Source organism: Paraburkholderia sp. J76 (assembly GCF_905220295.1).
Classification (GTDB): Bacteria; Pseudomonadota; Gammaproteobacteria; order Burkholderiales; family Burkholderiaceae; genus Paraburkholderia.
The window spans coordinates 280,249-302,825 of the sequence record NZ_CAJMZJ010000006.1 but is presented as its reverse complement, the minus strand read 5'-3'; the positions used below and the strand labels follow the sequence as shown (position 1 = coordinate 302,825).

Genomic DNA, 22,577 nt, shown 5'->3' with positions numbered 1-22,577 from the left:
ACGGCTCAGGCCGCGCTCTCGCCCCAGCTTCCCGTGGCATGGAAGCGGTCGATGCGCTTGCGCGCGTCGGCGTAGGCGGCGTCGAGCGCGGCGTCGGCGCCCGTGTAGTTGCGCATCATGTCGTGAAAGCGCACGCTGCGCCCTTCGACATGGGCGTCCGCGCCGTGGCGGCAGATGTAGCCGCTGTAGTGGAACAGCGGCTCGGGCGCGCGCGGCCCGAACGCCGGAATCGGCAGCACCCAGATCTCGAAGCCTTCATGCTCGGTGTGGTCCCACATGGTGTATCTCTCCACGATGGCCATGACGACGACTATCCTCGCATGACCGGCCGCCAGCCTGCAAACGATGCAAACGGCCCTTTTCGCCGAGTTTGGCTAAACTATGCGGGCATAGCAGACTACAAACCCGACTCCGAAGCGATACCCCACACCATGACGCCGGCCTCTCTCACGCAGGAACCGCAGTCCGTCTCAAGCGCCGTCACGCGCAATGCTTTCTTCATCGTGGCCACCGTCAACGAAGACGCCGCGAGCCGCGCCACGGTGCGCGCCTGGTGCGGCGACGTCGCCAATCTCGTGCGCGCCGTGGGCAAGCGCGTGCCGGCCGGCAATCTCTCGTGTGTGGTGGGCTTTTCGTCCGACGCATGGGACAAGCTGTTCGGCGAACCGCGCCCCGCCGGCCTGCATCCGTTCCGCGAATTCGGCACGGGCGAGCGCCGCGCCATCGCCACGCCCGGCGACATTCTGCTGCACATTCGCGCCGACGAAACCGACCTGTGCTTCGAACTCGCCACCCAGCTCATGACGCGTCTTGAGGGCGCGGTCACGACCGTGGACGAAGTCCACGGCTTTCGCAACTTCGACATGCGCGCGATGATCGGCTTCGTCGACGGCACCGAGAACCCTACCGGCAACGAAGCCGTTCATTTCACGGTGATCGGCGAAAATGAAGATCCCGAATTCTGCGGCGGCAGTTACGTGCTCGTGCAGAAGTACATGCACGACATGAAAGGCTGGAACGCGCTGCCGGTGGAGGCGCAGGAACACATCATCGGCCGCACGAAGCTTCAGGACATCGAACTGGACGAAGCCGTGAAGCCGAGCTGGTCGCATAGCTCGCTCACCACGCTCGAAGACGACGCGGGCAACGAAATCAAGATCCTGCGCGACAACATGCCGTTCGGCCGGCCAGGCTCCGCCGAATTCGGCACCTATTTCATCGGCTACGCGCGCTCGCCCGAGCCGATCGAACAGATGCTCGAAAACATGTTCGTCGGCCTGCCGCCGGGCAACTACGACCGGCTGCTCGACTTCAGCCGCGCCGTCACGGGGGGCCTCTTCTTCGTGCCGTCGCAACCGCTGCTCGAAGCGCTCGCCGAAGCCGACCCGGGCGCCGCGCCCACCATCGAGGCAAGCGCCGCCAACCCACCAGAAACAGAAACGGAGCCAGCCGCCGCGCACAGCGCGGACGGCTCGCTCGCCATCGGTTCCCTCAAAGGAGCACCCCGGTATGAATAACCTCCATCGCGAGCTGGCGCCCATTTCCACGGCCGCGTGGTCGCAAATCGAAGAAGAAGTCGCGCGCACCTTCAAGCGCTCGCTGGCGGGCCGTCGGGTCGTAGACGTCGAAGGCCCCGGCGGCCCGGCGCTCGCGGCGGTCGGCACCGGCCACCAGAACGGCATCGAAGCGCCGCTGGAAGGCATTCGCGCGCGCCAGCGCGAAGTGAAGGCGATCGTGGAACTGCGCGTGCCGTTCGAACTCTCGCGCGAGGCCATCGACGACGTCGAGCGCGGCGCCGAAGACTCCGACTGGCAGCCGGCCAAGGACGCGGCCACGCGCCTCGCATTCGCCGAAGACCGCGCGATTTTCGACGGCTACAAGGCCGCGCAGATCACGGGCATTCGCGAAGGCTCGTCGAACCCGGTTCTGCCGATGCCGGCCGATATCGCCGATTACCCCACGGTCATCGCCAAGGCGCTCGAACAATTGCGTCTGCAAGGCGTGGACGGCCCCTACGCGGTGCTGCTCGGCTCCGATGCCTACACGGCGGTAAGCGAAGCGAGCGACCAGGGCTATCCGATTCTCGAGCACATTCGCCGCCTCGTGAATGGCGAGATCATCTGGGCGCCGGCCATCGAAGGCGGCTCGATCCTGAGCACGCGCGGCGGCGATTTCGCGTTCCACCTCGGCCAGGACGTGTCGATTGGGTATTCGTCTCACGACGACAAGGGCGTGAAACTGTATCTTCAGGAGAGCTTCACGTTCATGATGCTGACCGCCGAGGCGTCGGTGGCGGTGAAGCCGGAGTGAAGCCACGCTGATGCCCGCAGGGCACGAAAAAAGGGCGCTCTTTTACGGGCGCCCTTCGTTTTCATGCGCTGCCTTTGTCAGCCGATAACGCTCACTGGTAGAAGTTCACCGTCACCACTGCCGAGCGGCCCGGCGCCCAGGTGGCGTAAATCGGGTACGCACTCTGGTAGTACTCCTTGTCGAAGATGTTGTTCACGTTCAACTGCAGATCGATCTTCTTCGAGACGCGCCACGTAGCCGAAGCATCGAAGCGCGCGTAACCCGGCGTCCATTTGCGCGAGGTCGCCGAAACCGATGCATAGGTCAGGCTCGAAACCGTTGCGCCCGCACCCACTGTGAGCTTCGGCAATACGTCATAGCTCGTCCACAGCGTGAAGTTGTGCTTGGGCACCATCACCATCGGCAGGCCGGAAAGCGTGGGGCTGGCCGGCCCGGCGTCGGTCGTGATCGCGTCGAGGTACGAATAGCCGCCGAACACCGACCACTTGTTCGTCACGTTGCCCGCGAAACCAAATTCGAAGCCGCGCACGCGCTGCGAGCCCGCGTTGATCGTGCCGCCCAGGCCGTCGCTCACGCGCGCATTAGTCTTGTCGGTCTGGAACAACGCCGTGGTGAGCGAGAGGCGCTGATCCAGCACGTCCCACTTCGCGCCCACTTCGATGTTGCGCGAGCGCTCGGGCGCGAGGTCCTGGTTGGTCACGGTGATCTGGTCGGTGCCGCCCCCAAGACCCGAATTCGAACCCGGCGGATTCGCCGAGGTGCCGTACGACGCATAAAGGCTCAACGTCGGCACCGGCTTGAACACGAGGCCGAACTGATAGCTGAAGAGATTCGACGTATTCGACAGATCGGCCACGCCCGCCTGCTGCGCGCTCACGTCGTAACGGTCGAAACGCAAGCCCGCGTTGAAGAGCCAGCGCTCGGAAAGCTGCACGCTGTCGAACATGTACGCGGAAGCGATATTCGTCTGCGTGCGCGTGGCAGGGCCGGGGAAACTCTTGTCGCCGTTCAGGACGATGCTGCCCGTCCACGGATTGTCCGGATTCCAGTTGTTGATCGACGCGCAGTTGTACGCGACCGAGCACGGGCCGCCCGAGCGGATGTTGTTGCCCGCCGAATCGCTAACGAGATATCCCTCGTACAGGTCGTGCTCGTGGCTGAATTCCACGCCCGCCGTGAACGTGTGGCGCATGCCGTACAGGTCGAACTTGCCGGTCGCTTCGGTCTGGTTGGCCACGCTGTTGGTCGCGTACTTGCCGCTCTTCGCCTGCAGGCTCAGGATGTTCGAGTTCGCATTCGTCAACTGCGGATTGGTCGCCACGTAGTCGAGCGTCGAGCGGCCGAACATCGTCGTGTTCTTGATCTTCCACGCGTCGTTGATGCGATGCTCCACTTTCACTTCGCCCGTGTCGGTCTGGCCGTAACGGTAGTCGCGCGCGTTCAGCCCGTAGAACTGCCCGCGACTGGACGAGACCGGCGTGCCGCCCGTCGAGCGGAACGGCACGCTGAAGTCGGGCATGTCGTAGGTGTTCAGATGGTAGTAGCTCACCGTGACCGTGGTCGGCGAGTTCAGGCCGAACGCGATCGAGGGCGCCACGCCCCAGCGCTTGCTGTACACGTCGGTGCGGCCCGCCTGGTCGGCGTCGTGGCCCATGGCGTTCATGCGGAACGCGGTGGTGTCGTTGAGCGTCTGGTTCCAGTCGATGGTGGCGCGGCGGTAGCTGTCGGTGCCGAGGCCCATGCTGCCGTCGATGAAGTTGTCGGCTTGTGGCGCTTTCGTCGTGATGTCGATGCTGCCGCCCACCGAGCCGCGCCCCGCGTACACGGAGTCCGGGCCCTTGATGACGCTGATGTTCTGCACATCGAAGGTTTCGCGGTTCTGCACGCCCGAGTCGCGCATGCCGTCCACGAAGATCGAGTTGCGCGATTCGAAGCCGCGAATCACGGGGCGATCGGCGGACGGATTCGCCGCCGCGTCGCCGCCGAGGAACGTGATGCCGGGCACGGTGCGCAGCGCGTCCTGGAACGTCGTAACGTTCTTTTCCTTGAGCACTTCCTCCGGAATCACCGTGACGGAGCGCGGCGTGTCGATGAGCGGCGCGGTGAACTTGTACGAATCGAGCGCCTTGGTCTGCATGTCGGAAGGCGACGAAACGACCTTCACGGAGGGGAGCGTGCTCTCCGCAGCGGCCGTGGACGATGCCGGCGCAGCCACGGCGGGACTATCGGCGGCGGGCGCGGTTTGCGCGTGGACTGGCGATGCGAAGAAACCGGAGCAATAAAGCGCGGCGACGGAGGCGATGGCGCGCCTGGGCGTCAGGAAATGGACGGGCATGAGTGAGCGAGCTGGTCGGCGTATTGACGTAGTTATGATCTAGTTGCGAATGCATATGATTCTCATTCTTCATTGCGATTGTAATAACTTGTTATTTGTTTGTAAATGTTCATTGAACAATTCGCCGGCAACGCCGTGCGCAGCTTGCGCCCGAGTGCCGGTATGATGGCGGCCTCGCCTCGACGACGCCTCGTCCCGGCGCCCGGTTCCATTCACGAAGACAGAGGAAGACAGCCATGACGGCAGCAGCACAATTCGACCAGGTTTCCGTAATCAAGCGCGCCAACGTCTATTTCGACGGCAAGTGCGTTTCGCACACCGTGCTGTTCGCCGACGGCTCGCGCAAGACGCTCGGCGTGATCCTGCCGGGCACGCTGAACTTCGGCACCGACGCCGCCGAACTGATGGAAGTGCAGGCCGGCCAATGCCGCATCCGCCTGGAAGGCGCCGACGAGTGGAAGACCTACGGCGCCGGCGAGTCGTTCTCGGTGCCGGGCAAGAGCCGCTTCGACATCGACGTGATCGAGACGCTCGACTACGTTTGCAGCTACCTGTAAGCGATCAGCCTGACCCAACGCCCGCCGCGTGACTCGCGACGGGCGTTGTCGCTTGTACCGGATTTGCTCCGGCGGCGCCGGGCGCACCGGGCGCACCGGGCGCACCGGGCGCACCGGACGTACCGAATGCGCCGCCCTCGGGCGCTCGCTACAATGGGCGCCAGCCTCTCGCCCCCGCGACCTCCACGCTCGCCTTTTCCGCCGTGTCGTCCTTCACACCCCTGCCCCCGCCGCGCCCTCGCGCCAACACCGAACGTCCGCCGCCGGGCAGTCCGCTGGTCACGCTCGCTATCGTCACCGTGCTCACCGGCATCGGCGCAGGCTTCGGCGGCATGCTGCTCGCGCTGCTGCTGCACGCCATTCAGCACGTCGCCTACGGCTATGGCGCGGGGCACATCGTGGGCGCGGAGAGTTTTCTGCAGGGCGTGACGGGTACCGCGCCATGGCGGCGCGTGGCGGTGCTCGTAGCCTGCGGGCTGATCGCAGGCGGCGGATGGTGGGCGCTTTATCGCTACGCGCGTCCGCTCGTGAGCATCAGCGCGGCGATCAAGCCGGGCGGCAAGCGCATGCCTATTTTCGCGACCGCCGTGCACGCGCTACTGCAGATCGTGACCGTCGCGATGGGCTCGCCGCTCGGGCGCGAAGTCGCGCCGCGCGAGATCGGCGCGGTGGTCGCGACCTGGCTTGCAAAGCGCACGGGACTCACCTCGGACGAGCGCCGCGTGATGATCGCGTGCGGCGCGGGCGCGGGTCTCGCGGCCGTGTACAACGTGCCGCTGGGCGGCGCGATATTCGTGCTCGAAGTGCTGCTCGGCACGTTCGGCTGGTCGGCGGCGGTGCCGGCCATCGCCACCTCGGCCATTGCGGCCGTGATCGCATGGATCGGCCTCGGCGACGCGCAGCAATACCACGTGCCCACCTACGGCATCAATGCGCAGCTCGTGGTGTGCTCGGTGCTCTGCGGGCCGTTGTTCGGCGCGGCCGCGCACGGTTTCTCGCGCGTGACGAGCCGCGCGCGCAACGCCTCGCCGAAGGACTGGCGGCTGCCGCTTTATACGCTGGTGAATTTTGCGGGCATCGGCCTGCTGGCCATCTGGTTTCCGCAGTTGCCCGGCAACGGCAAGGGGCCGGCGGGCCTGAGCTTCGACGACAATCTCGGCATCGGCCTCGCGGCCACCCTGCTCGTACTACGCGTGTTCATCACGACGACCACGTTGCGCGCGGGCGCCAAGGGCGGCCTGCTCACGCCGGGGCTCGCGAACGGCGCGCTGCTCGCCATCGTGATCGCGGGGCTCGTGAATCGCGTGTGGCCCGGTCTTTCGCCGGGCGCTTTTGCGATCGTGGGCGCGGGCGCGTTTCTCGCGTCGTCGATGCAGATGCCCGTTACCGCGACGGTGCTGGTTCTCGAATTCACGCACGTCAATCACGATCTGGCGATTCCGCTGCTGCTCGCCGTGGCCGGTTCCGTCGCCACGCTGCGGCTACTGACGCGTGCGCAGCGTCCTTCGCGCGGCGCGCCAACGGTCGGCGGCGAGCGCGAACGGCGGCTCGCCGCCCTGAGCGAGCCGTCGACGCGCGAGTCTTCCGACTAAACCGCGCCGTTCTCCTTACGCGCCAAGGTCCGCCAGCGGATGCGCCTCGGCACGCCACGGCGACGCGAGAAAATGCTGCACGCGTTCGGCCCGCACTTCGGCGAGCGAGGCCGGCGCCCAGCGCGGCTTGCGGTCCTTGTCGACGAGATGCGCACGCACGCCTTCGCAAAAGTCGCCTTCCTCGATCGCGCGGCGCACGATGCCAAGTTCCATGCGAAAGCACTCGGCAAGCGTCATCTGGCGGCCGCGCAGCAGCGCTTCGCGCGTGACTTCGAGCATGGTGGGCGAATAGTGCGTGAGCGCTTCGAGCGCGGTTTCGAGCCACGTTCGCCCCGCTTGCGGATGCTCGCGTTCGAGGTCGGTGCGCAGCGACGCGACGATCTGCTCGACGCGCAGGCTGCGGTCGAAGTGCCGCATGACTAACGGCGTGAGCGAAGCGAGCGCGCCGTCGCCAGCCTCGCGACACGGCGCGACGAATACTTCGTGCAACGAAGCATGCACGTCGCCCGCCCATTGCACGGCTGCGAGACGCGCCTCGTAGCCGTCGAGCCATTCGCCCGGCACGCAGGCGTCCGCGAGACCGCAATGCACGGCGTCGGCGCCGCTGAGCATCGCGCCGGTCAAGCCCACATAGAGCGCCAGTTCCGCCGGCATCTTCGCGAGGAAATGGGTTGCGCCGACATCGGGCAGCAAGCCGATGCGCGTTTCGGGCATCGCGATCTTCGTGCGCGAGGTCGCCACGCGCAGCGCCGCCGCCTGGCCAAGGCCCATGCCGCCGCCCATCGTCACGCCGTCGAGCAGCGCGACGAGCGGCTTGGAAAACGTGTGCAGCGCGTAGTCGAGCCGATATTCGTCGACGAAGAATTGCTGCCAGCCGTTCGCGCCCTCACGCGCTTTCTCGCGCGCCAGGCGATAAATCGCGCGGACGTCGCCGCCCGCGCAAAAGCCCTTCGGGCCCGCGCCTTCCAGCACGAGCGCAACGATGCTGTCGTCCGTGCGCACGCGTTCCAGCAACACGGCCAGTTCGCGCACCATGGTATGCGAAAGCGCATTGAGCGCCGCCGGCCGGTTGAGCGTGACGATGGCCACGCGATTGACCACGCGAAACAGCACCTCCTGTTCGGCTTCCGTTACTGCCCCGGCGCAAGCGGGTGTTGCATTCATTGCCTGGTTCTCCGTTTCAATGTGCCAGCGTGTTTGATATCAGCGCAGTTCGGGGAAATCCTCTTCCCAGTACTCGTCGGGCTGCCGCGCGGGTTCGGCGCTGCGCTCCATTTCGCGCCGGCGCAACTCCACGCGGCGAATCTTGCCCGAGATGGTCTTGGGCAAGTCGCTGAACTGCAGGCGCCGAATGCGCTTGTACGGCGCGAGTTTTTCGCGCGAGAAGCGGAATACCTCGCGAGCGAGTTCGGGGCCCGCTTCGTAGCCCTGGCGCACGATGACGAAAGCCTTCGGCACCGAGAGGCGCAGTTCGTCCGGGCTCGGCACGACCGCCGCCTCGGCGATGGCCTCGTGCTCGATCAGCACGCTTTCCAGCTCGAACGGGCTCAGGCGGTAATCGGACGACTTGAACACGTCGTCGGCGCGGCCCACGTAGACGTAATAGCCGTCGTCGCGGCGCAAGGCGACATCGGACGTGTGGTAGTAGCCGTTGCGCATGGCGTACTCGCTCGCCTTCGCGTTGTTCGCGTAGCCCGTCATCAGGCCGAGCGGGCGGTGAGCCAGCGCCAGGGCGATCTCGCCTTCGCTCGCGGGGCGATCGTCGGCATCGACGAGTTCCACGCGGTAGCCCGGCAGCGCGCGCCCCATGGAACCCGCCACCACGGGCTGGCCCGGCGGGTTGCCGATCTGGCAGGTCGTTTCGGTCTGGCCGTAGCCGTCGCGAATGGTGATACCCCATGCGTGACGCACGCGCTCGATGATCTCGGGGTTGAGCGGCTCGCCCGCGCCCACGATCTCGCGCAGTTTCACGGCGTAGGTTGCGAGCGGCTCCTGCACCAGCATGCGCCACACCGTGGGCGGCGCGCACAGCGTGGTTACGCCGCATTGCACGATTGCCGCGAGCGTCTCCTTCGGCACGAAACGCGCGTAGTTGTAGACGAACACGCAGGCCTGCGCGTTCCACGGCGCGAAGAAGCAACTCCACGCATGCTTGGCCCAGCCCGGCGAACTGATGTTCCAGTGGATGTCGCCGGGCATCAGGCCGATCCAGTACATCGTCGAAAGATGGCCTACGGGGTAGCTCTCGTGCGTGTGCTCGACAAGCTTCGGCTTCGAGGTCGTGCCCGAGGTGAAATAGAGCAGAAGCGGGTCGGTCGCGCGCGTCGGGCCGTCGGGCTCGAACGCGGGGCTCGCCTCGTATGCGCGCGAGAGGTCGATCCAGCCTTCGCACGCATCGGGCGCCGCGCCTACCGCGATGCGCTTCACGCTTTTATCGAGCGCGTCGAATTTGCCGAGTTCGGCGGCGTCCACGACGACGTAGCGCGCGCCGCCCGTTTCCACGCGCTCGCGCACGTCGTCGGGCGAGAGTTGCGTCGTGGCGGGCAGCACGATCGCGCCGAGCTTCATCGCCGCCAGCATCACGTCCCAGAGTTCGACGCGATTGGGCAGCATCAACAGCAAGCGGTCGCCGCGCGCCACGCCTTGTTCGCGCAGGAAGTTCGCCATGCGCGACGAGCGCCCGGACATTTGCGCGAACGAATAGCGTGTGCCGCCGCTCGCAAGGTCGTCGACGATCCAGAGCGCCGGGTTGTCGTTGCCGCGCGCCATCACGTCGAAGTAGTCGAGCGCCCAGTTGAAGGTGTCGAGCTTCGGCCACGCGAACTCGTCGTACGCGCGCGCGTAGTCGGTGCGGTGACGCAGCAGCAGTTCGCGTGCGTCGATAAAGGCCTGCGCGGAAGGGGTGAACCCGGTCATCGTCGTCTCCTGTCGAGCCGCAGTTAAGGCTGTAGCTGTCGCAAAGCGCTTACTCCGGTCCCATGCAAAGCTTTTCGGCGCATACGCGCTCGCTTGTTGTTGCTTCGCCATCCTCACTATGCGTCAAAGCTGCCGTGCAATCACCATCCTCTGCACTTCGCTCGTGCCTTCGTAGATCTGCGTGATGCGTGCGTCGCGATAGTGGCGCTCCACGGGATAGTCGTTGAGGAAGCCATAGCCGCCATGAATCTGAATGGCGTGCGAGCACACTTCCTCGGCCATTTCCGAAGCATAGAGCTTCGCCTGCGAAGCTTCCGAAAGACACGGCTTGCCAAGCGTGCGCAGCCGCGCCGCGTGATGCACGAGATGGCGCGCGGCGTTGATGCGCGTATGCATGTCCGCGAGCAGGTTGGCCACGCTCTGATGCTTGATGATGGGCTCGCCGAACTGCACGCGTTCGTGCGCGTAGGCACGCGCCGCATCGAAAGCCGCGCGCGCGATGCCGAGCGCCTGCGCCGCGATGCCGATACGTCCGCCTTCGAGATTCGCGAGCGCGATCTTCAACCCTTCGCCGCGCTGGCCGAGGAGGTTGGCTTCGGGAATCGCGCAATCCACCAGCGAAATCGGGCAGGTGTCCGAAGCGCGGATGCCCATCTTCTTCTCGGGCGGCCCGACGTTGAAGCCCGGCGTATCCGTTGGCACGATGAACGCGGAAATGCCGCGCTTGCCCGCGTCGGGATCGGTCACGGCGAACACGATGGCGATATTCGCGCGCGAGCCGTTCGTCACGAACTGCTTGTTGCCATTGAGCACCCACTTGCCATCGCGCAATTCGGCGCGCGTGCGCAGGTTGTTCGCCTCGGAACCCGCCTGCGGCTCGGTCAGACAGAACGCGCCGATCAGCTCGCCGCTTGCGAGCTTGCCGAGCCAGCGGTCTTTTTGCGCGTCGTTGCCGAACTTCAGGATGGGCGCGCAGCCCACCGAGTTGTGCACGCTCACGAGCGTCGCGCACGAGGCGCAACCCGCCGCGATCTCCTCCATGGCGAGCGCATAGGCCACGTAGTCGGTGTACGAGCCGCCCTGCTCCTGCGGCACGATCATGCCGAGAAAGCCCATTTCGCCCAGTTGCCTGACGACCTCGTCGGGCAGCTTGCTGTCACGGTCCCATTGCGCCGCGTTCGGCGCCAGTTGCTCGCTTGCGAAGTCGCGAGCGGCGTCGCGAATCATGCGCTGGTCGTCTGTGTAAAAGTCGTCCATGTGTATCCCCTTCCTGTGTCTCCTGCGCGTGCCTTCCACTGTGGCGCGATGCGGCCCCGGCTGCAAGGCTTGCGAAAAGTGTAGGCAGGCACGCGATCGTATTCGATGCCCGTCACGCTCAAAGTCGCTGATCGGATTTACCATAGTGGTTGCAACAACCCCTCGGGAGGCGGCTCCTTGCAACCGGCGAAAATCCACACACTGAGCGAAAAAGGCACGATCTCGATGAGCCTCGTGAACGAGACGCTCGCGCTGGCGCGCGCGGGCGGACTCGACATTGCCCCGCTCACGGATGCCGCCGGCATCGCGCCAGCCGTGTTGCACGCGCCCGCGGCCCGCGTGAGCGCGGCGCAATACGGCCAACTTTGGGCGGGCATCGCGCGCGCGCTCGACGACGAATTCTTCGGCCAGGACTCGCACGCGATGAAAAGCGGCAGCTTCATCGCCATGACGCACTCGGCGCTCGGCGCCAGTACGGGCCGCCAGGCGCTGCAGCGCGCCGTGCACTTCATGCGGCTCGTGCTCGACGACCTGGCAGGCGAGATCCACGCCGACGCCACCCGCGTGCGCGTCACGCTCTCGCATCGCGCGGGCAAGCCCACGCCCACGATGTTCGCTTACGCCACGTGGTTCATCCTCGTCTACGGGCTCGTGTGCTGGCTCGTGGGGCGGCGCATTCCGCTTCTGGCGGCGCGCTTTCGCTGCCCGCAGCCGGACGCCGCGTACGAATACCAGCTCATGCTCTGCGACGACATGACGTTCGATCAGCCAGCCACCTGGTTCGAATTCGCGCCCGGCTTTCTCGAACTGCCCGTGATCCAGACCGCCAGCTCGGCGCGCACCTTCCTGCGCAACGCGCCGGGCAATTTCGTCGTGAAGTACCGCAACCCCGGCTCGTTCGCCGCGCGCGTGCGTCGCGCGCTGCGCGCCCTGCCTGTGACCGCGTGGCCCGACGCCGACGCCATCGCGCGACGCCTGAACGTGGCGCCCGCCACGCTGCGCCGGCGGCTGAATCAGGAAGGCCACAGTTGCCAGTCGATCAAGGACGAATTGCGCCGCGACCTCGCAATCGCGGCGCTACAGGAGCCGGGCCGCCCGGTCGCGGACGTCGCGGCTGCCGTGGGTTTCGCGGAGCCGAGCGCGTTTCATCGGGCGTTCCGCAAGTGGACCGGACTGCGCCCGACCGACTTCCGCGCGGCGCGCTCCCAAAGCGGCACGGGATCAGCAACGGATAACTTCGATCCACCTTTCAGTTATTGAGATAGCGCCTATAATTTTAGGGATATCCCTGATACGAAAGGCCTTGCCATGAACTCCCTTCCGCGTGTAGCGCTCGGCATCCTGGCCGCGGCGTGCTGCTTCGCGTCGGCTGCGGCGGCGGCCCAACCGTACGATCCTTCGCAACCGCTCACTCGCGCCCAGGTGCGTGCGGACCTGATCGAATGGCGGCAGGCGGGCTACGATCCGCTCGACTGGATCGACTACCCGCAAAACGCTCAACGCGCGGGCGCAATCGTCGCGCAGCGGCGTGCGGCGCGCGCCGGATATGGCGCTCCCGCCGGTCAAATGACGCAGTAATCCGCAGTCACCGCTGGATCGCAGCACGGCCGCAGTCGGTCCGCGCGGGCGGCCGCAATGTCCGGCGCGCGTGAGCGGTCGCGCGTATTTCTTCCCGCCACGGGCGCATTCGACGCCCGCCTTCCCGCTTGCCCTCGCAAGACGCGCTGTTGTACCCGTTCCACGCTCGCAAAGCCTTTTCTGCGCGCGACGGACAATTGTTTACAATCGCGCCCGTAGCCACGCGCTACGGCAAGCATGCATGCGTGCATGGGCGCGCCAAAAACCGGTGGCGCCAGCGACACGCGAGAAATCATATAAACAAGCAGTCAACAACCCGCTCGACTCTCAAGGGCCCGATCTTCATGGACGCCATCAAACGCTATTTCGGTTTCGAAGAAGCAGGCACCAACCTGCGCACCGAACTGCTCGCCGGTTTCACCACTTTCCTCACGATGGCCTACATCATCTTCGTGAATCCGGCCATTCTCGGCGACGCCGGCATGCCGAAGGAAAGCGTATTCGTCGCCACCTGCCTCGTCGCGGCGCTCGCCTCGCTCATCATGGGTCTCTATGCGAACTACCCCATCGCGCTTGCGCCGGGCATGGGCCTGAACGCGTATTTCGCCTATACGGTCGTGAAGGGCATGGGCTTCACGTGGCAGGCCGCGCTCGGCGCGGTGTTCATCTCCGGGTGCCTGTTCTTCATCGTCACGCTGCTGCGGGTGCGCGAAGCCATCGTCAACGGCATTCCGCATTCGATCCGCGTGTCGATCACGGCGGGTATCGGCCTGTTCCTCGCGATCATTTCGCTCAAGACCTCGGGCGTGGTGGTCGGCAACCCGGCCACGCTCGTCGAGCTTGGCAATCTGCACGATGCGCACACGATTCTCGCGATCATCGGCTTCTTCGCCATCGTCACGCTCGACGTGCTGAAGGTGCGCGGCGCGATCCTGATCGGCATCGTGGGCGTCACGGTCCTGTCGTTCTTCTTCGGCGGCAACCAGTTCCACGGCGTCTTCGCCGCGCCGCCGTCGATCGCGCCGACGTTCGCGCAACTCGACATCAAGGCGGCGCTCTCCACGGGCGTGCTCAACGTGGTGCTCGTGTTCTTCCTCGTCGAACTGTTCGATGCGACCGGCACGCTGATGGGCGTGGCCAACCGCGCGGGCCTGCTCGTGCACGGCAAGATGCACCGCCTGAACCGCGCGCTGCTCGCCGATAGCACCGCGATTCTCGCGGGCTCCGTGCTCGGCACGTCGTCGACGACGGCGTATATCGAAAGCGCCTCGGGCGTGCAGGCGGGCGGCCGCACCGGCATGACCGCGCTCACCGTGGCCGTGCTGTTCCTAGCGTGCCTGTTCGTCGCGCCGCTCGCGGGCGTGGTGCCGGGCTACGCCACGGCGCCGGCGCTGCTCTACGTTTCGTGCCTGATGCTGCGCGAACTTGCCGATCTGCCCTGGGACGACGCCACCGAAGTCGTGCCCGCCGCGCTCACGGCGCTCGCCATGCCGTTCACCTACTCGATCGCCAATGGCGTGGCATTCGGCTTCATCTCGTATGCGGGCCTGAAGCTGCTCACGGGCCGCGTGCGCGACGTGAAGCTGATCGTGTGGATCATCGCCGCCGTGTTCCTGTTCCGGTATTTCTACCTCGGCAACGCGTAACGCGCAAAGGGTGGCTTCGCGCCACCCTTTTTGCTTTACCGGCCCGCTCAGCCGGCCACGCGCCTCTTTTTCGCCACGGCCACCCTGCAGAATCAAACTTCGCGGCCGCATAGCTGCCCCCGCGCGGCGCGTCCTCCTTATCATAGGGAGCTATCGCCCGATTCCCGCCTGAAGGAGCCGCCACGTGGCAACCTACCCCGCCGCAACCGAACACTACACGAAGCCCGCCATCTTCTTTCACTGGGCCATCTTCGTGCTCGTCGCGCTCGCGTATCTCGCGATCGAGGTGCGCGGCCCGAAGGGCACGGACAGCCGCATGTTCTGGAGCAACGTGCACTTCTGGGCGGGTTCGCTCGTGCTCACGCTCGCGGTGCTGCGTCTTGCCTGGCGTTTGTGGCGCGGCGCGCCCGCGGACATCGACTCGAACGCGCTGCTTTCGTTTCTCTCGCGCCTCGTGCATCTCGCGCTCTACCTGTTCATCTTCGTGCAGCCGCTGCTCGGCATCCTGATGATCAACACCGGCGGCCATCCGGTCACGCTGGCAGGGCTCGATCTGCAGATTACGCTCGTCGGTCCCGACCCGGCCGCGCGCAAGTTTCTGAAGGATGCGCACGTGTTGATCGGCAATCTGTTCTATTGGGTGATCGGGCTCCATGCGCTCGCGGCAATCGCGCATCACGTCGTCTTTCGCGACAACACGCTGCGCCGCATGATCTAGCGGCGGCGCGGCACGCGCACACAACGAAAAAGCGCCCGCGACTTGCGGGCGCTTTCGCACGGATCAGGCGTTTGTTACGCGCTCGCGTGAGCCTGCACGAAACGCACGTAGCCGCTGCGCAGCACGAGACACTGCGCACGCGTTTCGGATAGCAAGCGGCGCGCGCAAGCCTCGATGCGGTCGCGATGATGGTCGAATGCGCTGAGCATGTCTTCGGCGCGCGGCGAAGCCGCCCCGAAGTGGTCCTCGAGCGCCGCCGCCGTGATCAGACACTCCACCCGCTCGCCATCGATCATCGCCGGAAACGCCAAGGTCAGGTCAGGGCCCGAATATTCGGGCACCTCATTCGGAAACATGATCTGCATGGGAGTCGCCTTTGGTGGAGGGTGAAAAGGCCGCGTTCGGCCTTGCGGCGCCGCGCGGGATCAACATCAATCTGGCCGAACGGCACGTTCGCGCAGGTTGATTTGATTCACTTTAGACGACTTCCCGCCACCCGCAAGCCCGACGTTGTCACACGCCTGAAATCGCTAACCCGGCCCTCGTGGGCTTGCGCTTTTTTCGCGGATGCAGCATTTCCGTTCGCCATCGCGCGTATAGACATTCCCCTCGCCCGCCCTGTGCCAACGCGCTGCACCGGTTGCCGCATCGCACCATGCACGACGATCCCAAGGTTGTCATCGATCCCGAAAGCGCGACGTTGTCCTGCTTCAACCCGAATTGGCGGCCGCCGCGTATCCTGTACCATGAATCGCAGTGCGCATTTGTCATGCTGCGCCGCAGCGCAGCCAAAACGACTGGAGACACGAGTGACCCGACGCCCCGTCACGCCGCACGACGCGGCCCGCGCGGACGCCATCGCGCAGGCTCACGCGCGCTCGCGCGCACTCGGGCTGCGCGCCACCGAAGCGCCCGAATTCGACGCACTGGCGGCCACGGACCTGCGCGAACTGATCGATGCGAACCGCACGCTCTATCACCAGGCGCGCCCCGTGATGGACGCCTTGCACGCGCAGATCGTCGATACGCAGAGCATGGTGCTGCTCACCGACCGCAACGGCGTGATCCTCCACAGCTTCGCCGACAGCGATTTCGTCGAGAAGGCGCAGCGCGTGGCGCTGCGTCCGGGCGTATCGTGGGCCGAACAGCATCGCGGCACGAATGCGATCGGCACGGCGCTCGTGGAAGGCCAGCCGACCACGGTGCACGCGGGCGAGCACTTCCTGCGCGCCAATCACACCCTCACGTGCTCGTGCGCGCCCATCGCCGACCCTTACGGGCGCACGCTCGGCGCGCTCGACGTGAGCGGCGAGTCGCGCGGCTTTCACAAGCACACGCTCGCGCTCGTGCGCATGTCGGCGCAGATGATCGAAAACCATCTGTTCAACACCGAATTCGCCGAAGCGGTCCGGCTCCAGTTTCATGCGCGCGCGGAATTCATTGGTACGTTGTACGAAGGATTGGCGGCCTTCTCTTCCGACGGCACGCTGCTCTGCGCCAACCGCAGCGCCCTGTTCCAGTTCGGCGCGCCGCTCGCCGAACTGCAGCAGCGCGAATTCGCGGCGCTCTTCGGCCAGTCGTTCGCGGCGTTCATGCAGCAGCTCATGCGCGCACCGGGCGAGGCGCTCATGCTCGCGCTGCCAAGCGGCGTACGCGTGATCGCGCGCGCCACGCCCGGCGTCGCGACGTTCGCGCGAAGCGCCGCACCCGCCAGCCGCGCATCGTACACGTCCGCGCACGCGCAGGCGAAAACGCTCCACGCCTGCGACACGCCACCGCAACCGACGCTCGCCGAACTCGATACGGGCGACGAGCGGCTCGCCGCGGCGCTCCAGCGCGTAGCGCGCGTGCGGGGCCGCGACATCCCCGTGCTCGTGCTCGGGCGCACCGGCACCGGCAAGGAATGGCTCGCGCGGGCGCTGCATCGCGATTCGCCGCGCCGCGACGGGCCGTTCGTCGCGCTCAACTGCGCGGCGTTGCCCGACACGCTGATCGAAGCCGAGCTGTTCGGCTACGAGGACGGCGCGTTCACCGGCGCGAAGCGCCGTGGCAGTGCGGGGAAGATCGCGCAGGCGCATGGCGGCACGCTCTTTCTCGATGAAATCGGCGACATGCCACTTGCGCAACAGGTGCGGCTCATGCGCGTCCTGCAGGAGCGCGCCGTCGTGCCGCTCGGCGGCGCGCGCGCGGTGCCCGTGGATTTGCGCGTTGTCTGCGCGACCCATCGCGATCTGCGCGCGATGATCGCGGAAGGCACGTTCCGCGAGGATCTCTACTACCGCATCAACGGCCTCGTCGTCACGCTGCCGTCGCTGGCCGAGCGCACCGACCTCGACGCGCTCGTCGCCCGCATGCTGGAGATCGTGCGTCGCGAGGTGCCGGGCGCGCCCCTGCGCCTCGCGCCGGCCGTGCGTGCCTGCTTCGCGCGCTGCCGCTGGCCGGGGAATCTGCGTCAGCTTGCCAGCGCCCTGCGCACGGCGGCGATCATGGCCGAAGGCGAAGACGCCATCGACATGGAGCATTTGCCCGACGACCTTATGCACGATTGCGAGCCCGCAAGCGAATGCACGGAGCAAGCCGCCGAAGCCGCGGGCGAAGACCCGACGAGCGACACCGGGCGCGAACCCGCGCGTCTTTCAGTCTGGCAATCGCGGCTCATCGAAGAAACGCTTGCGCGCCATCGCGGCAATGTGTCGGCGGCGGCACGCGAACTCGGGCTCGCGCGCAACACGGTCTATCGGCATCTGCGTCAGCGGCGCTGAGCGCTGCGGCGGCTCCGGACGAGCCGCGTATCGAGGCGCGTCTTCTTGGCCATGGGCGCGCCAGGGTAAGCTTGGCGCCTCGCTTCCCGCACCGCGCCCATGGCTCCCGCTCCGGAAATCAACCGCTTGAATCCCGCCGGCGAACCCGCCCCCAAAGACGTGCAGGACGGGTCGCCACACGTGCCCGTCGTCCGCGTGGAGCCGCTCGGGCGCAGTTTCGAAGCGCCGCCAGAGTTGACCTTGCTCGAAGCGGCGGCGTTCGAGGGCATCCGCCTGCCGCGCATGTGCCGCAACGGCACCTGCCGCGCCTGCCTGTGCCGCGTGGTGAGCGGCGAAGTGCGCTTCACGATCGAGTGGCCCGGATTGAGCCGCGAAGAGAAAGCCGAGGGCTATGTGCTGACCTGTGTGGCCGTCGCGCGCACGGATCTCGTGCTCGACGTGCCGGAGGCGGAAGCGATGTAGCGCCCGCCGGCCATGAAAGGGGAGCCCGGATGCGAAACGGCCCGCGAAGCAAACTCGCGGGCCGTATTTATTTGCTGACTGCGCTGCTAACTGCGGGTGGGCTTACTGGCCGCCGAAGTACACCGATTGCGGACCGGTGCGCGCCGCTTCCGACACGAAGCGGCCGCCCGCCGCCGACGTCGAATTGCTCACGCCGCCGAACGAACCGTCCGTCTGGGCGACGGGCGCGCCCGCCTGGCTGGTGGCGGCGTCCTGATTGCGGCTCGTTTGCTGGAATTCGACGAGTTGCTCGCGCACTTGCTCGCGGGTCAACCCTTGATCGGCCTGAGCGAAAGCGGCTAGCGGAGCACCCAGAGCCACCGTAAGGGCAACAGCCTTGAGAAGCGACTTCATGATCACAACCTCCGAAATTATTTAACGTCGATGCGCAATGACGGTGCACATCGTGTCGCGCCCGGCCGGCTCGCCTAAATCGGCGCCACGGCTGGTGCTGAATGGATTCTAGGCAAGCGCCCGGGCCGGATACAGGCTGATTCAGGCGAATTGGAATTACAGATTTCGCAATAATCCGGCGACTTCTTAAGACAACACACCCGGCGACGTGCTGGCTCCATTGCAGCTGCGGGACGCAATACTTCAGGAGATTTCGCATCCGATTGTTGTCGCCAGGCGAACACTGAATTCGTTTTCTAGGTATTTACCCTGACCCCCAGACCACCTACATTGTGGATATTGGCCACGCGATGCGATGGCTTGTCATAAGAGATATCGGAGGTTAGTCATGAATACATTTCTGAAGGCAGCCGTGGTTGCCGCCATCGTCGCCGTGCCCGCCGCTGCGTTCGCGCAAGCACAACCCCAGCAACAGGTGAGCCGCGCGGAAGTTCGCGCCGATCTCGCGCAACTGCGCGCCGCCGGCTACGATCCGAGCGACTGGATGCACTATCCGGAAAACATCCAGGCTGCCGAAGCCAAGGTCGCTGCGCAACGCGCCACGGCGTACGGCCCCTCGACGAACGGTACGTCGCAGTCCGGCCAGTAAGTTTCGCGACAACCCCGGCTGTGACGCCGGGTTCGCGTGCAAAGCATCAGGCCCGCCCTCGTGAGAGTGGCGGGCCTGATTCGTTTTGAAGCGGATTTTCGGGCTCTTGCTCCGGGCGAACCGTGGCCGCGCGGCCAAGCCGGCATCTGCGCGCCGAGCCAGCGTCAGCGGCCACTTCCGTGACCGCCACCGCCCCCATGACCACCGCCGCCGTGGCCGCCGCCACCGTGACCGCCCGGGCTGCCGCCATGATTACCGCCCGACGGTCCCCAAGGTCCCCCGTGGCCACCGCCGTGACCGCCCGGGCCGCCGCCGTGCCAGCCTCCACCGCCGTGCCAGTCGCCGCCGTGATAATCGCGGCCGCCGCCACCGCCCCAGACGCCGATGTTGACGCTGCCGTATGCCGGCGCATAGGCCGGGTAGCCGCCGTAATAACCCGTGGAGTACGGCTGATCGTAGCCGCCATAGTCATAGCCGTAGCCGGGGCCCACCGCACAACCGGCCAGAAGCGCGATGGCGCCTGCCGTAAGAACGAACTTGAACATTGCCAATCCTCCTTTCTTTTTGTAAGAAAGAAGAATCGGCGTTAAGTTCTTGTTGAATTGTGAGCGTGGATTACGGTTGTAACGCGCAACCCGTCGCTGCCTGGCGCGTGGGTGCGCACTGGCAGGGTTAGCCGCGGCGGCCGAGCGCGCTCTCTATTTTTTGGTCGGTCCTGTACTGGCTGAGCGAGTACACCGCCCAGATCGCGGCGGGAATCCAGCCGATCAGCGTGATTTGAAGGATCAGGCAGACGATGCCCGCAACCGGACGCCCAATCGTGAAGAACAGGAGCCAGGGCAGGATCAGCGCAATCAGTAAACGCATTCGACGAAACCTCTAAAGCGTGGAAAAAGACGGGTGTGGAAAGGATCAGTTGACGGGCGCGAAGCGCGGCACGAGCGCGCCTTCGTATTCGACGAGTTCGAAGAACACCGTGGAGGGCCGCGTCCAGATCGTACCGCTCGCCGCGCGATACACGATCATCGTGACGGGAGGATCCGATTCGAGCGTCGCCTCGCATACCAGTTCGTAAATGCCACCCTTGTAGTGCCTGTAGCGCACCATCGTGTTCCCCTCTTCGAGTGCGCAGGCCGTCCCCGCGCGACTGCGCCAGTGTAGCAAGGGAAAACGGCGTGCGGCCCCGCTGCGCTGGACGTCGTCAAACAACGCGAAACGCGACATTACTTCGCGCGCCGGGCCGCCGCGCGCGCGTCGGACGCGGCTGGCGCCGACCCGCAAATGAGCGCGACGCCCGCCACCGCCATGGCGCGCAGCGAGGCCCGCGAATCGCCGGCCCGCGCGCGCAGCGCCGTGCTGTGCAGCAGCGCGGAGGCGAGCCGCGCGAGCACCGGCGCGTTCGCTTCGGGCGGCAGTTCGCCTTGCGCGAGCGCTGTGCGCAGGCGCCGCTCGAACGCCTTGTCGAAGCTGCGTAGACCGGCGGCAAGAAGCTCGCGTATCGCATCGTCGTTGACGGCTTCCACCGCCGCCGTGCCGATCAGCAGGCAGCCGCGCGCCGCCTCGTGCGGCGGCAGATACCAGTCGAGCGCGCGGTCGAATACGCACATCAGCGCATCGCGCAGCGGCAACGCGCTGTCCAGCGCGGCGTCCATCGCCGCGCGCCCTGCCTCCACGTACCGCTCCATGGTTTGCAGATAGAGCGCGTGCTTGTCGCCGAACGCGCCATAGAGGCTCGGCCGGTTCATGCCGGTCGCCTCGCTCAGGTCGTCGAGCGATGTGTTCGCATAGCCATTGCGCCAGAACGCATCGCGCGCGCGCGCAAGCGCCTCTTCCGGGTCGTAGGCGCGCGGGCGCCCACGCGGACGGCCTTCCTTTTTTGTACTGGATTGCATATAAATGTTGAACAGGTTATTTTTGTTCACTATAGTACAAAACTTCGACAAGCCAGAAAAACCGAACGGAGGATGACGATGGATTTGTATTTCGCCCCGCTGGCGTGCTCGCTCGCCACCCGCATCGCGCTCTACGAGGCAGGCGCGCAAGCGCGTTTCATTCAGGTCGATACACACACGAAACAGCTCGCCGAAGGCGGCGACTTCTTCGCCGTCAACGCGCTCGGCCAGGTGCCGGTTCTGCGCGAGGACGACGGCTGGACGCTCACCGAAAACTCGTCGGTGCTGCCGTGGGTGGCCGACCGCTTTCCCGAGGCGCGGCTCGCACCGCCAGCGGGCACGCGCGAACGCGCGCGCCTGCATCAGTGGCTGGGCTTTATCGGCACTGAACTGCATAAGGCCGTGTTCGTGCCGCTGCTCGCCGAGGACACCGACGAGGCGGTCAAGAACTATTCGCGCGAGAAAATTCCGCGCCGCTTCGATCTGCTCGCGCATCATCTCGAATCACGAACCTTCCTGCTCGACGCGTTCAGCGTGGCGGACGCCTACCTCGTGACCGTGCTGAACTGGGCGCCGTATGCGGGCATCGATGTGTCGCAATGGCCAGCCGTTGCGACCTATGCGCAACGCGTGCGCGAGCGGCCTGCCGTTGCACGGGCCTTCGCCGAGGAGTACGAAATATTCAGGCGCACGCGGCACTGAGGCATGACGAGCCGGGCATTTTCACGCCCGGCAAACGCTTTTTTGTTGTGCTTTTGACGAGGCTGGCGCGCGTTCAGCCGTTCGCGAGATCCGCGAACACCGCCTTGAGATCGCGGCCGGCACGCGCGCGCGCCTGCTGCACCACCCGCTCCTCCAGCTCGGCCAGATGCGCGCGCATCGTGGCGAGCGCCGCCGCGAGGTTTCCGGCCTCGAGCGCTTCGATGATCTGCGCATGCTCGTCGGGCGCGCACATCGACGCCTTCGACGGATCGAACAAGGCCTTGTAAAGCTCCGTTTTCGCGACCAGTTGCGCCAGCGCTTCCACGAGCGCCGCACCGCCCGCCTGCTCGGTCAGCAGCAGATGAAACTGCCCTGCCAGGCGCACCGCCTCGTCCACGCGCGCCTCGCGCAACGCCTTCTTTTCGCTGCGCACATGGGCCGCTAGCTTGCGCCGCATGGCGGCGTCGAGCGTGCCGCACAGGCTCACCATCACACCCGCTTCGGCCACCTGGCGCGCGCGGTACACGGCGCGTATGTCGTCCTCCGACGGCGACGGCACGAAAGCGCCGCGATTGGGTTCGAGCACGAGCTTGCCCTCGTAGCCGAGGCGCGCCAGCACCTTGCGCAGCGCGCCGCGCGTGCAGCCGAACGCCGCCGCGAGTTCGCGCTCCACCAGTTGCTGGCCCGGCGCGAGCTTGCCCTCCAGCAGCGCGGAAGAAATCGACGCATGGACATGCGCTTCGACATCGGTCGGTTCATCGATGTCGCGGGGCGAAGCGAGGCGGGAGGTTTGGGCCATGGAAAAACG

The 22,577-nt window shown here is 66.0% G+C and carries 24 protein-coding genes; 12 read left to right on the top strand and 12 right to left on the bottom strand.

Features of this window, described 5'->3' with window-relative positions:
• Positions 1–5: 5 nt before the first annotated feature.
• Entirely contained in the window at positions 6–278 is a 273-nt protein-coding gene (locus U5768_RS14585; RefSeq protein WP_322031104.1) for a hypothetical protein, read from the bottom strand.
• Between the two features lie 153 nt (positions 279–431).
• On the opposite strand from U5768_RS14585, the gene U5768_RS14580 reads away from it, so the two are divergent.
• On the top strand, positions 432–1,517 hold the full coding sequence (locus tag U5768_RS14580; RefSeq protein WP_322031103.1) for a Dyp-type peroxidase: 1,086 nt from the start codon (positions 432–434) through the stop codon (positions 1,515–1,517).
• Entirely contained in the window at positions 1,510–2,310 is an 801-nt protein-coding gene (locus U5768_RS14575; RefSeq protein WP_322031102.1) for a family 1 encapsulin nanocompartment shell protein, read from the top strand. Before U5768_RS14580 ends, U5768_RS14575 begins: the two co-directional genes overlap by 8 nt.
• A gap of 91 nt (positions 2,311–2,401) precedes the next feature.
• Here the strand turns inward: U5768_RS14575 and U5768_RS14570 are convergent, their stop codons facing one another.
• Positions 2,402–4,645: a TonB-dependent siderophore receptor gene (locus U5768_RS14570; RefSeq protein ID WP_322031101.1), complete on the bottom strand. Its 2,244-nt coding sequence runs from the start codon at positions 4,643–4,645 to the stop codon at positions 2,402–2,404.
• A gap of 236 nt (positions 4,646–4,881) precedes the next feature.
• Here U5768_RS14570 and U5768_RS14565 point away from each other — a divergent pair, with 236 nt between their 5' ends.
• Positions 4,882–5,202 (top strand): pyrimidine/purine nucleoside phosphorylase, encoded by a 321-nt coding sequence (locus U5768_RS14565; protein WP_322031100.1) that lies wholly within the window; start codon positions 4,882–4,884, stop codon positions 5,200–5,202.
• Between the two features lie 203 nt (positions 5,203–5,405).
• A complete protein-coding gene (locus U5768_RS14560) occupies positions 5,406–6,794 on the top strand; it encodes a chloride channel protein (protein WP_415913901.1) in 1,389 nt (462 codons plus the stop codon).
• Between the two features lie 15 nt (positions 6,795–6,809).
• Here U5768_RS14560 and U5768_RS14555 read toward each other — a convergent pair whose 3' ends face one another.
• From U5768_RS14555 to U5768_RS14545, 3 genes are all read right to left on the bottom strand, one after another.
• On the bottom strand, positions 6,810–7,958 hold the full coding sequence (locus U5768_RS14555) for an enoyl-CoA hydratase/isomerase family protein (protein WP_322031099.1): 1,149 nt from the start codon (positions 7,956–7,958) through the stop codon (positions 6,810–6,812).
• A gap of 39 nt (positions 7,959–7,997) precedes the next feature.
• Complete coding sequence (locus U5768_RS14550) at positions 7,998–9,710, bottom strand: AMP-binding protein (protein ID WP_322031098.1); 1,713 nt, start codon at positions 9,708–9,710, stop codon at positions 7,998–8,000.
• 123 nt (positions 9,711–9,833) lie between these two features.
• A complete protein-coding gene (locus U5768_RS14545) occupies positions 9,834–10,967 on the bottom strand; it encodes an acyl-CoA dehydrogenase family protein (protein ID WP_322031097.1) in 1,134 nt (377 codons plus the stop codon).
• A 225-nt stretch (positions 10,968–11,192) separates the two neighbouring features.
• Between U5768_RS14545 and U5768_RS14540 the strand changes: the two genes are divergently transcribed.
• The 4 genes from U5768_RS14540 (at position 11,193) to U5768_RS14525 (ending at position 14,909) form a co-directional block, all read left to right on the top strand.
• Positions 11,193–12,227, top strand: a complete 1,035-nt coding sequence (locus U5768_RS14540; protein ID WP_322031189.1) for an AraC family transcriptional regulator — start codon at positions 11,193–11,195, stop codon at positions 12,225–12,227.
• Between the two features lie 48 nt (positions 12,228–12,275).
• Entirely contained in the window at positions 12,276–12,545 is a 270-nt protein-coding gene (locus U5768_RS14535; protein ID WP_322031096.1) for a DUF4148 domain-containing protein, read from the top strand.
• Positions 12,546–12,889: 344 nt separating this feature from the next.
• Entirely contained in the window at positions 12,890–14,191 is a 1,302-nt protein-coding gene (locus U5768_RS14530) for an NCS2 family permease (protein WP_322031095.1), read from the top strand.
• 184 nt (positions 14,192–14,375) lie between these two features.
• On the top strand, positions 14,376–14,909 hold the full coding sequence (locus U5768_RS14525; RefSeq protein WP_322031094.1) for a cytochrome b: 534 nt from the start codon (positions 14,376–14,378) through the stop codon (positions 14,907–14,909).
• A 74-nt stretch (positions 14,910–14,983) separates the two neighbouring features.
• Here U5768_RS14525 and U5768_RS14520 read toward each other — a convergent pair whose 3' ends face one another.
• Positions 14,984–15,274, bottom strand: a complete 291-nt coding sequence (locus U5768_RS14520; protein WP_028202589.1) for a DUF1488 domain-containing protein — start codon at positions 15,272–15,274, stop codon at positions 14,984–14,986.
• 444 nt (positions 15,275–15,718) lie between these two features.
• Between U5768_RS14520 and U5768_RS14515 the strand changes: the two genes are divergently transcribed.
• On the top strand, positions 15,719–17,671 hold the full coding sequence (locus tag U5768_RS14515) for a sigma-54-dependent Fis family transcriptional regulator (RefSeq protein WP_322031093.1): 1,953 nt from the start codon (positions 15,719–15,721) through the stop codon (positions 17,669–17,671).
• Positions 17,672–17,770: 99 nt separating this feature from the next.
• Positions 17,771–18,133 (top strand): 2Fe-2S iron-sulfur cluster-binding protein, encoded by a 363-nt coding sequence (locus U5768_RS14510; RefSeq protein WP_322031092.1) that lies wholly within the window; start codon positions 17,771–17,773, stop codon positions 18,131–18,133.
• A gap of 102 nt (positions 18,134–18,235) precedes the next feature.
• Here the strand turns inward: U5768_RS14510 and U5768_RS14505 are convergent, their stop codons facing one another.
• Positions 18,236–18,526 carry a DUF4148 domain-containing protein gene (locus U5768_RS14505; RefSeq protein WP_322031091.1) on the bottom strand — a complete coding sequence of 97 codons (291 nt, stop codon included), beginning with the start codon at positions 18,524–18,526 and terminating at the stop codon, positions 18,236–18,238.
• 388 nt (positions 18,527–18,914) lie between these two features.
• Here U5768_RS14505 and U5768_RS14500 point away from each other — a divergent pair, with 388 nt between their 5' ends.
• The gene (locus U5768_RS14500) at positions 18,915–19,175 is read left to right on the top strand and encodes a DUF4148 domain-containing protein (RefSeq protein WP_322031090.1); all 261 of its coding nucleotides are present in this window, start codon (positions 18,915–18,917) and stop codon (positions 19,173–19,175) included.
• A 164-nt stretch (positions 19,176–19,339) separates the two neighbouring features.
• Here the strand turns inward: U5768_RS14500 and U5768_RS14495 are convergent, their stop codons facing one another.
• The 4 genes from U5768_RS14495 to U5768_RS14480 all read right to left on the bottom strand — a co-directional run bounded on the left by U5768_RS14495 (position 19,340) and on the right by U5768_RS14480 (position 21,067).
• Positions 19,340–19,720, bottom strand: a complete 381-nt coding sequence (locus U5768_RS14495; RefSeq protein ID WP_322031089.1) for a hypothetical protein — start codon at positions 19,718–19,720, stop codon at positions 19,340–19,342.
• Positions 19,721–19,847: 127 nt separating this feature from the next.
• Positions 19,848–20,042, bottom strand: a complete 195-nt coding sequence (locus U5768_RS14490; RefSeq protein WP_322031088.1) for a YqaE/Pmp3 family membrane protein — start codon at positions 20,040–20,042, stop codon at positions 19,848–19,850.
• Positions 20,043–20,087: 45 nt separating this feature from the next.
• Positions 20,088–20,282 carry a DUF1653 domain-containing protein gene (locus U5768_RS14485; RefSeq protein ID WP_322031087.1) on the bottom strand — a complete coding sequence of 65 codons (195 nt, stop codon included), beginning with the start codon at positions 20,280–20,282 and terminating at the stop codon, positions 20,088–20,090.
• A 116-nt stretch (positions 20,283–20,398) separates the two neighbouring features.
• Positions 20,399–21,067: a TetR/AcrR family transcriptional regulator gene (locus U5768_RS14480; protein WP_322031086.1), complete on the bottom strand. Its 669-nt coding sequence runs from the start codon at positions 21,065–21,067 to the stop codon at positions 20,399–20,401.
• 78 nt (positions 21,068–21,145) lie between these two features.
• Between U5768_RS14480 and U5768_RS14475 the strand changes: the two genes are divergently transcribed.
• Entirely contained in the window at positions 21,146–21,769 is a 624-nt protein-coding gene (locus tag U5768_RS14475; RefSeq protein WP_322031085.1) for a glutathione binding-like protein, read from the top strand.
• 73 nt (positions 21,770–21,842) lie between these two features.
• Here the strand turns inward: U5768_RS14475 and U5768_RS14470 are convergent, their stop codons facing one another.
• Positions 21,843–22,568, bottom strand: coding sequence for a GntR family transcriptional regulator (locus tag U5768_RS14470; protein WP_322031084.1), 726 nt, complete (start codon positions 22,566–22,568; stop codon positions 21,843–21,845).
• Positions 22,569–22,577: the final 9 nt, after the last annotated feature.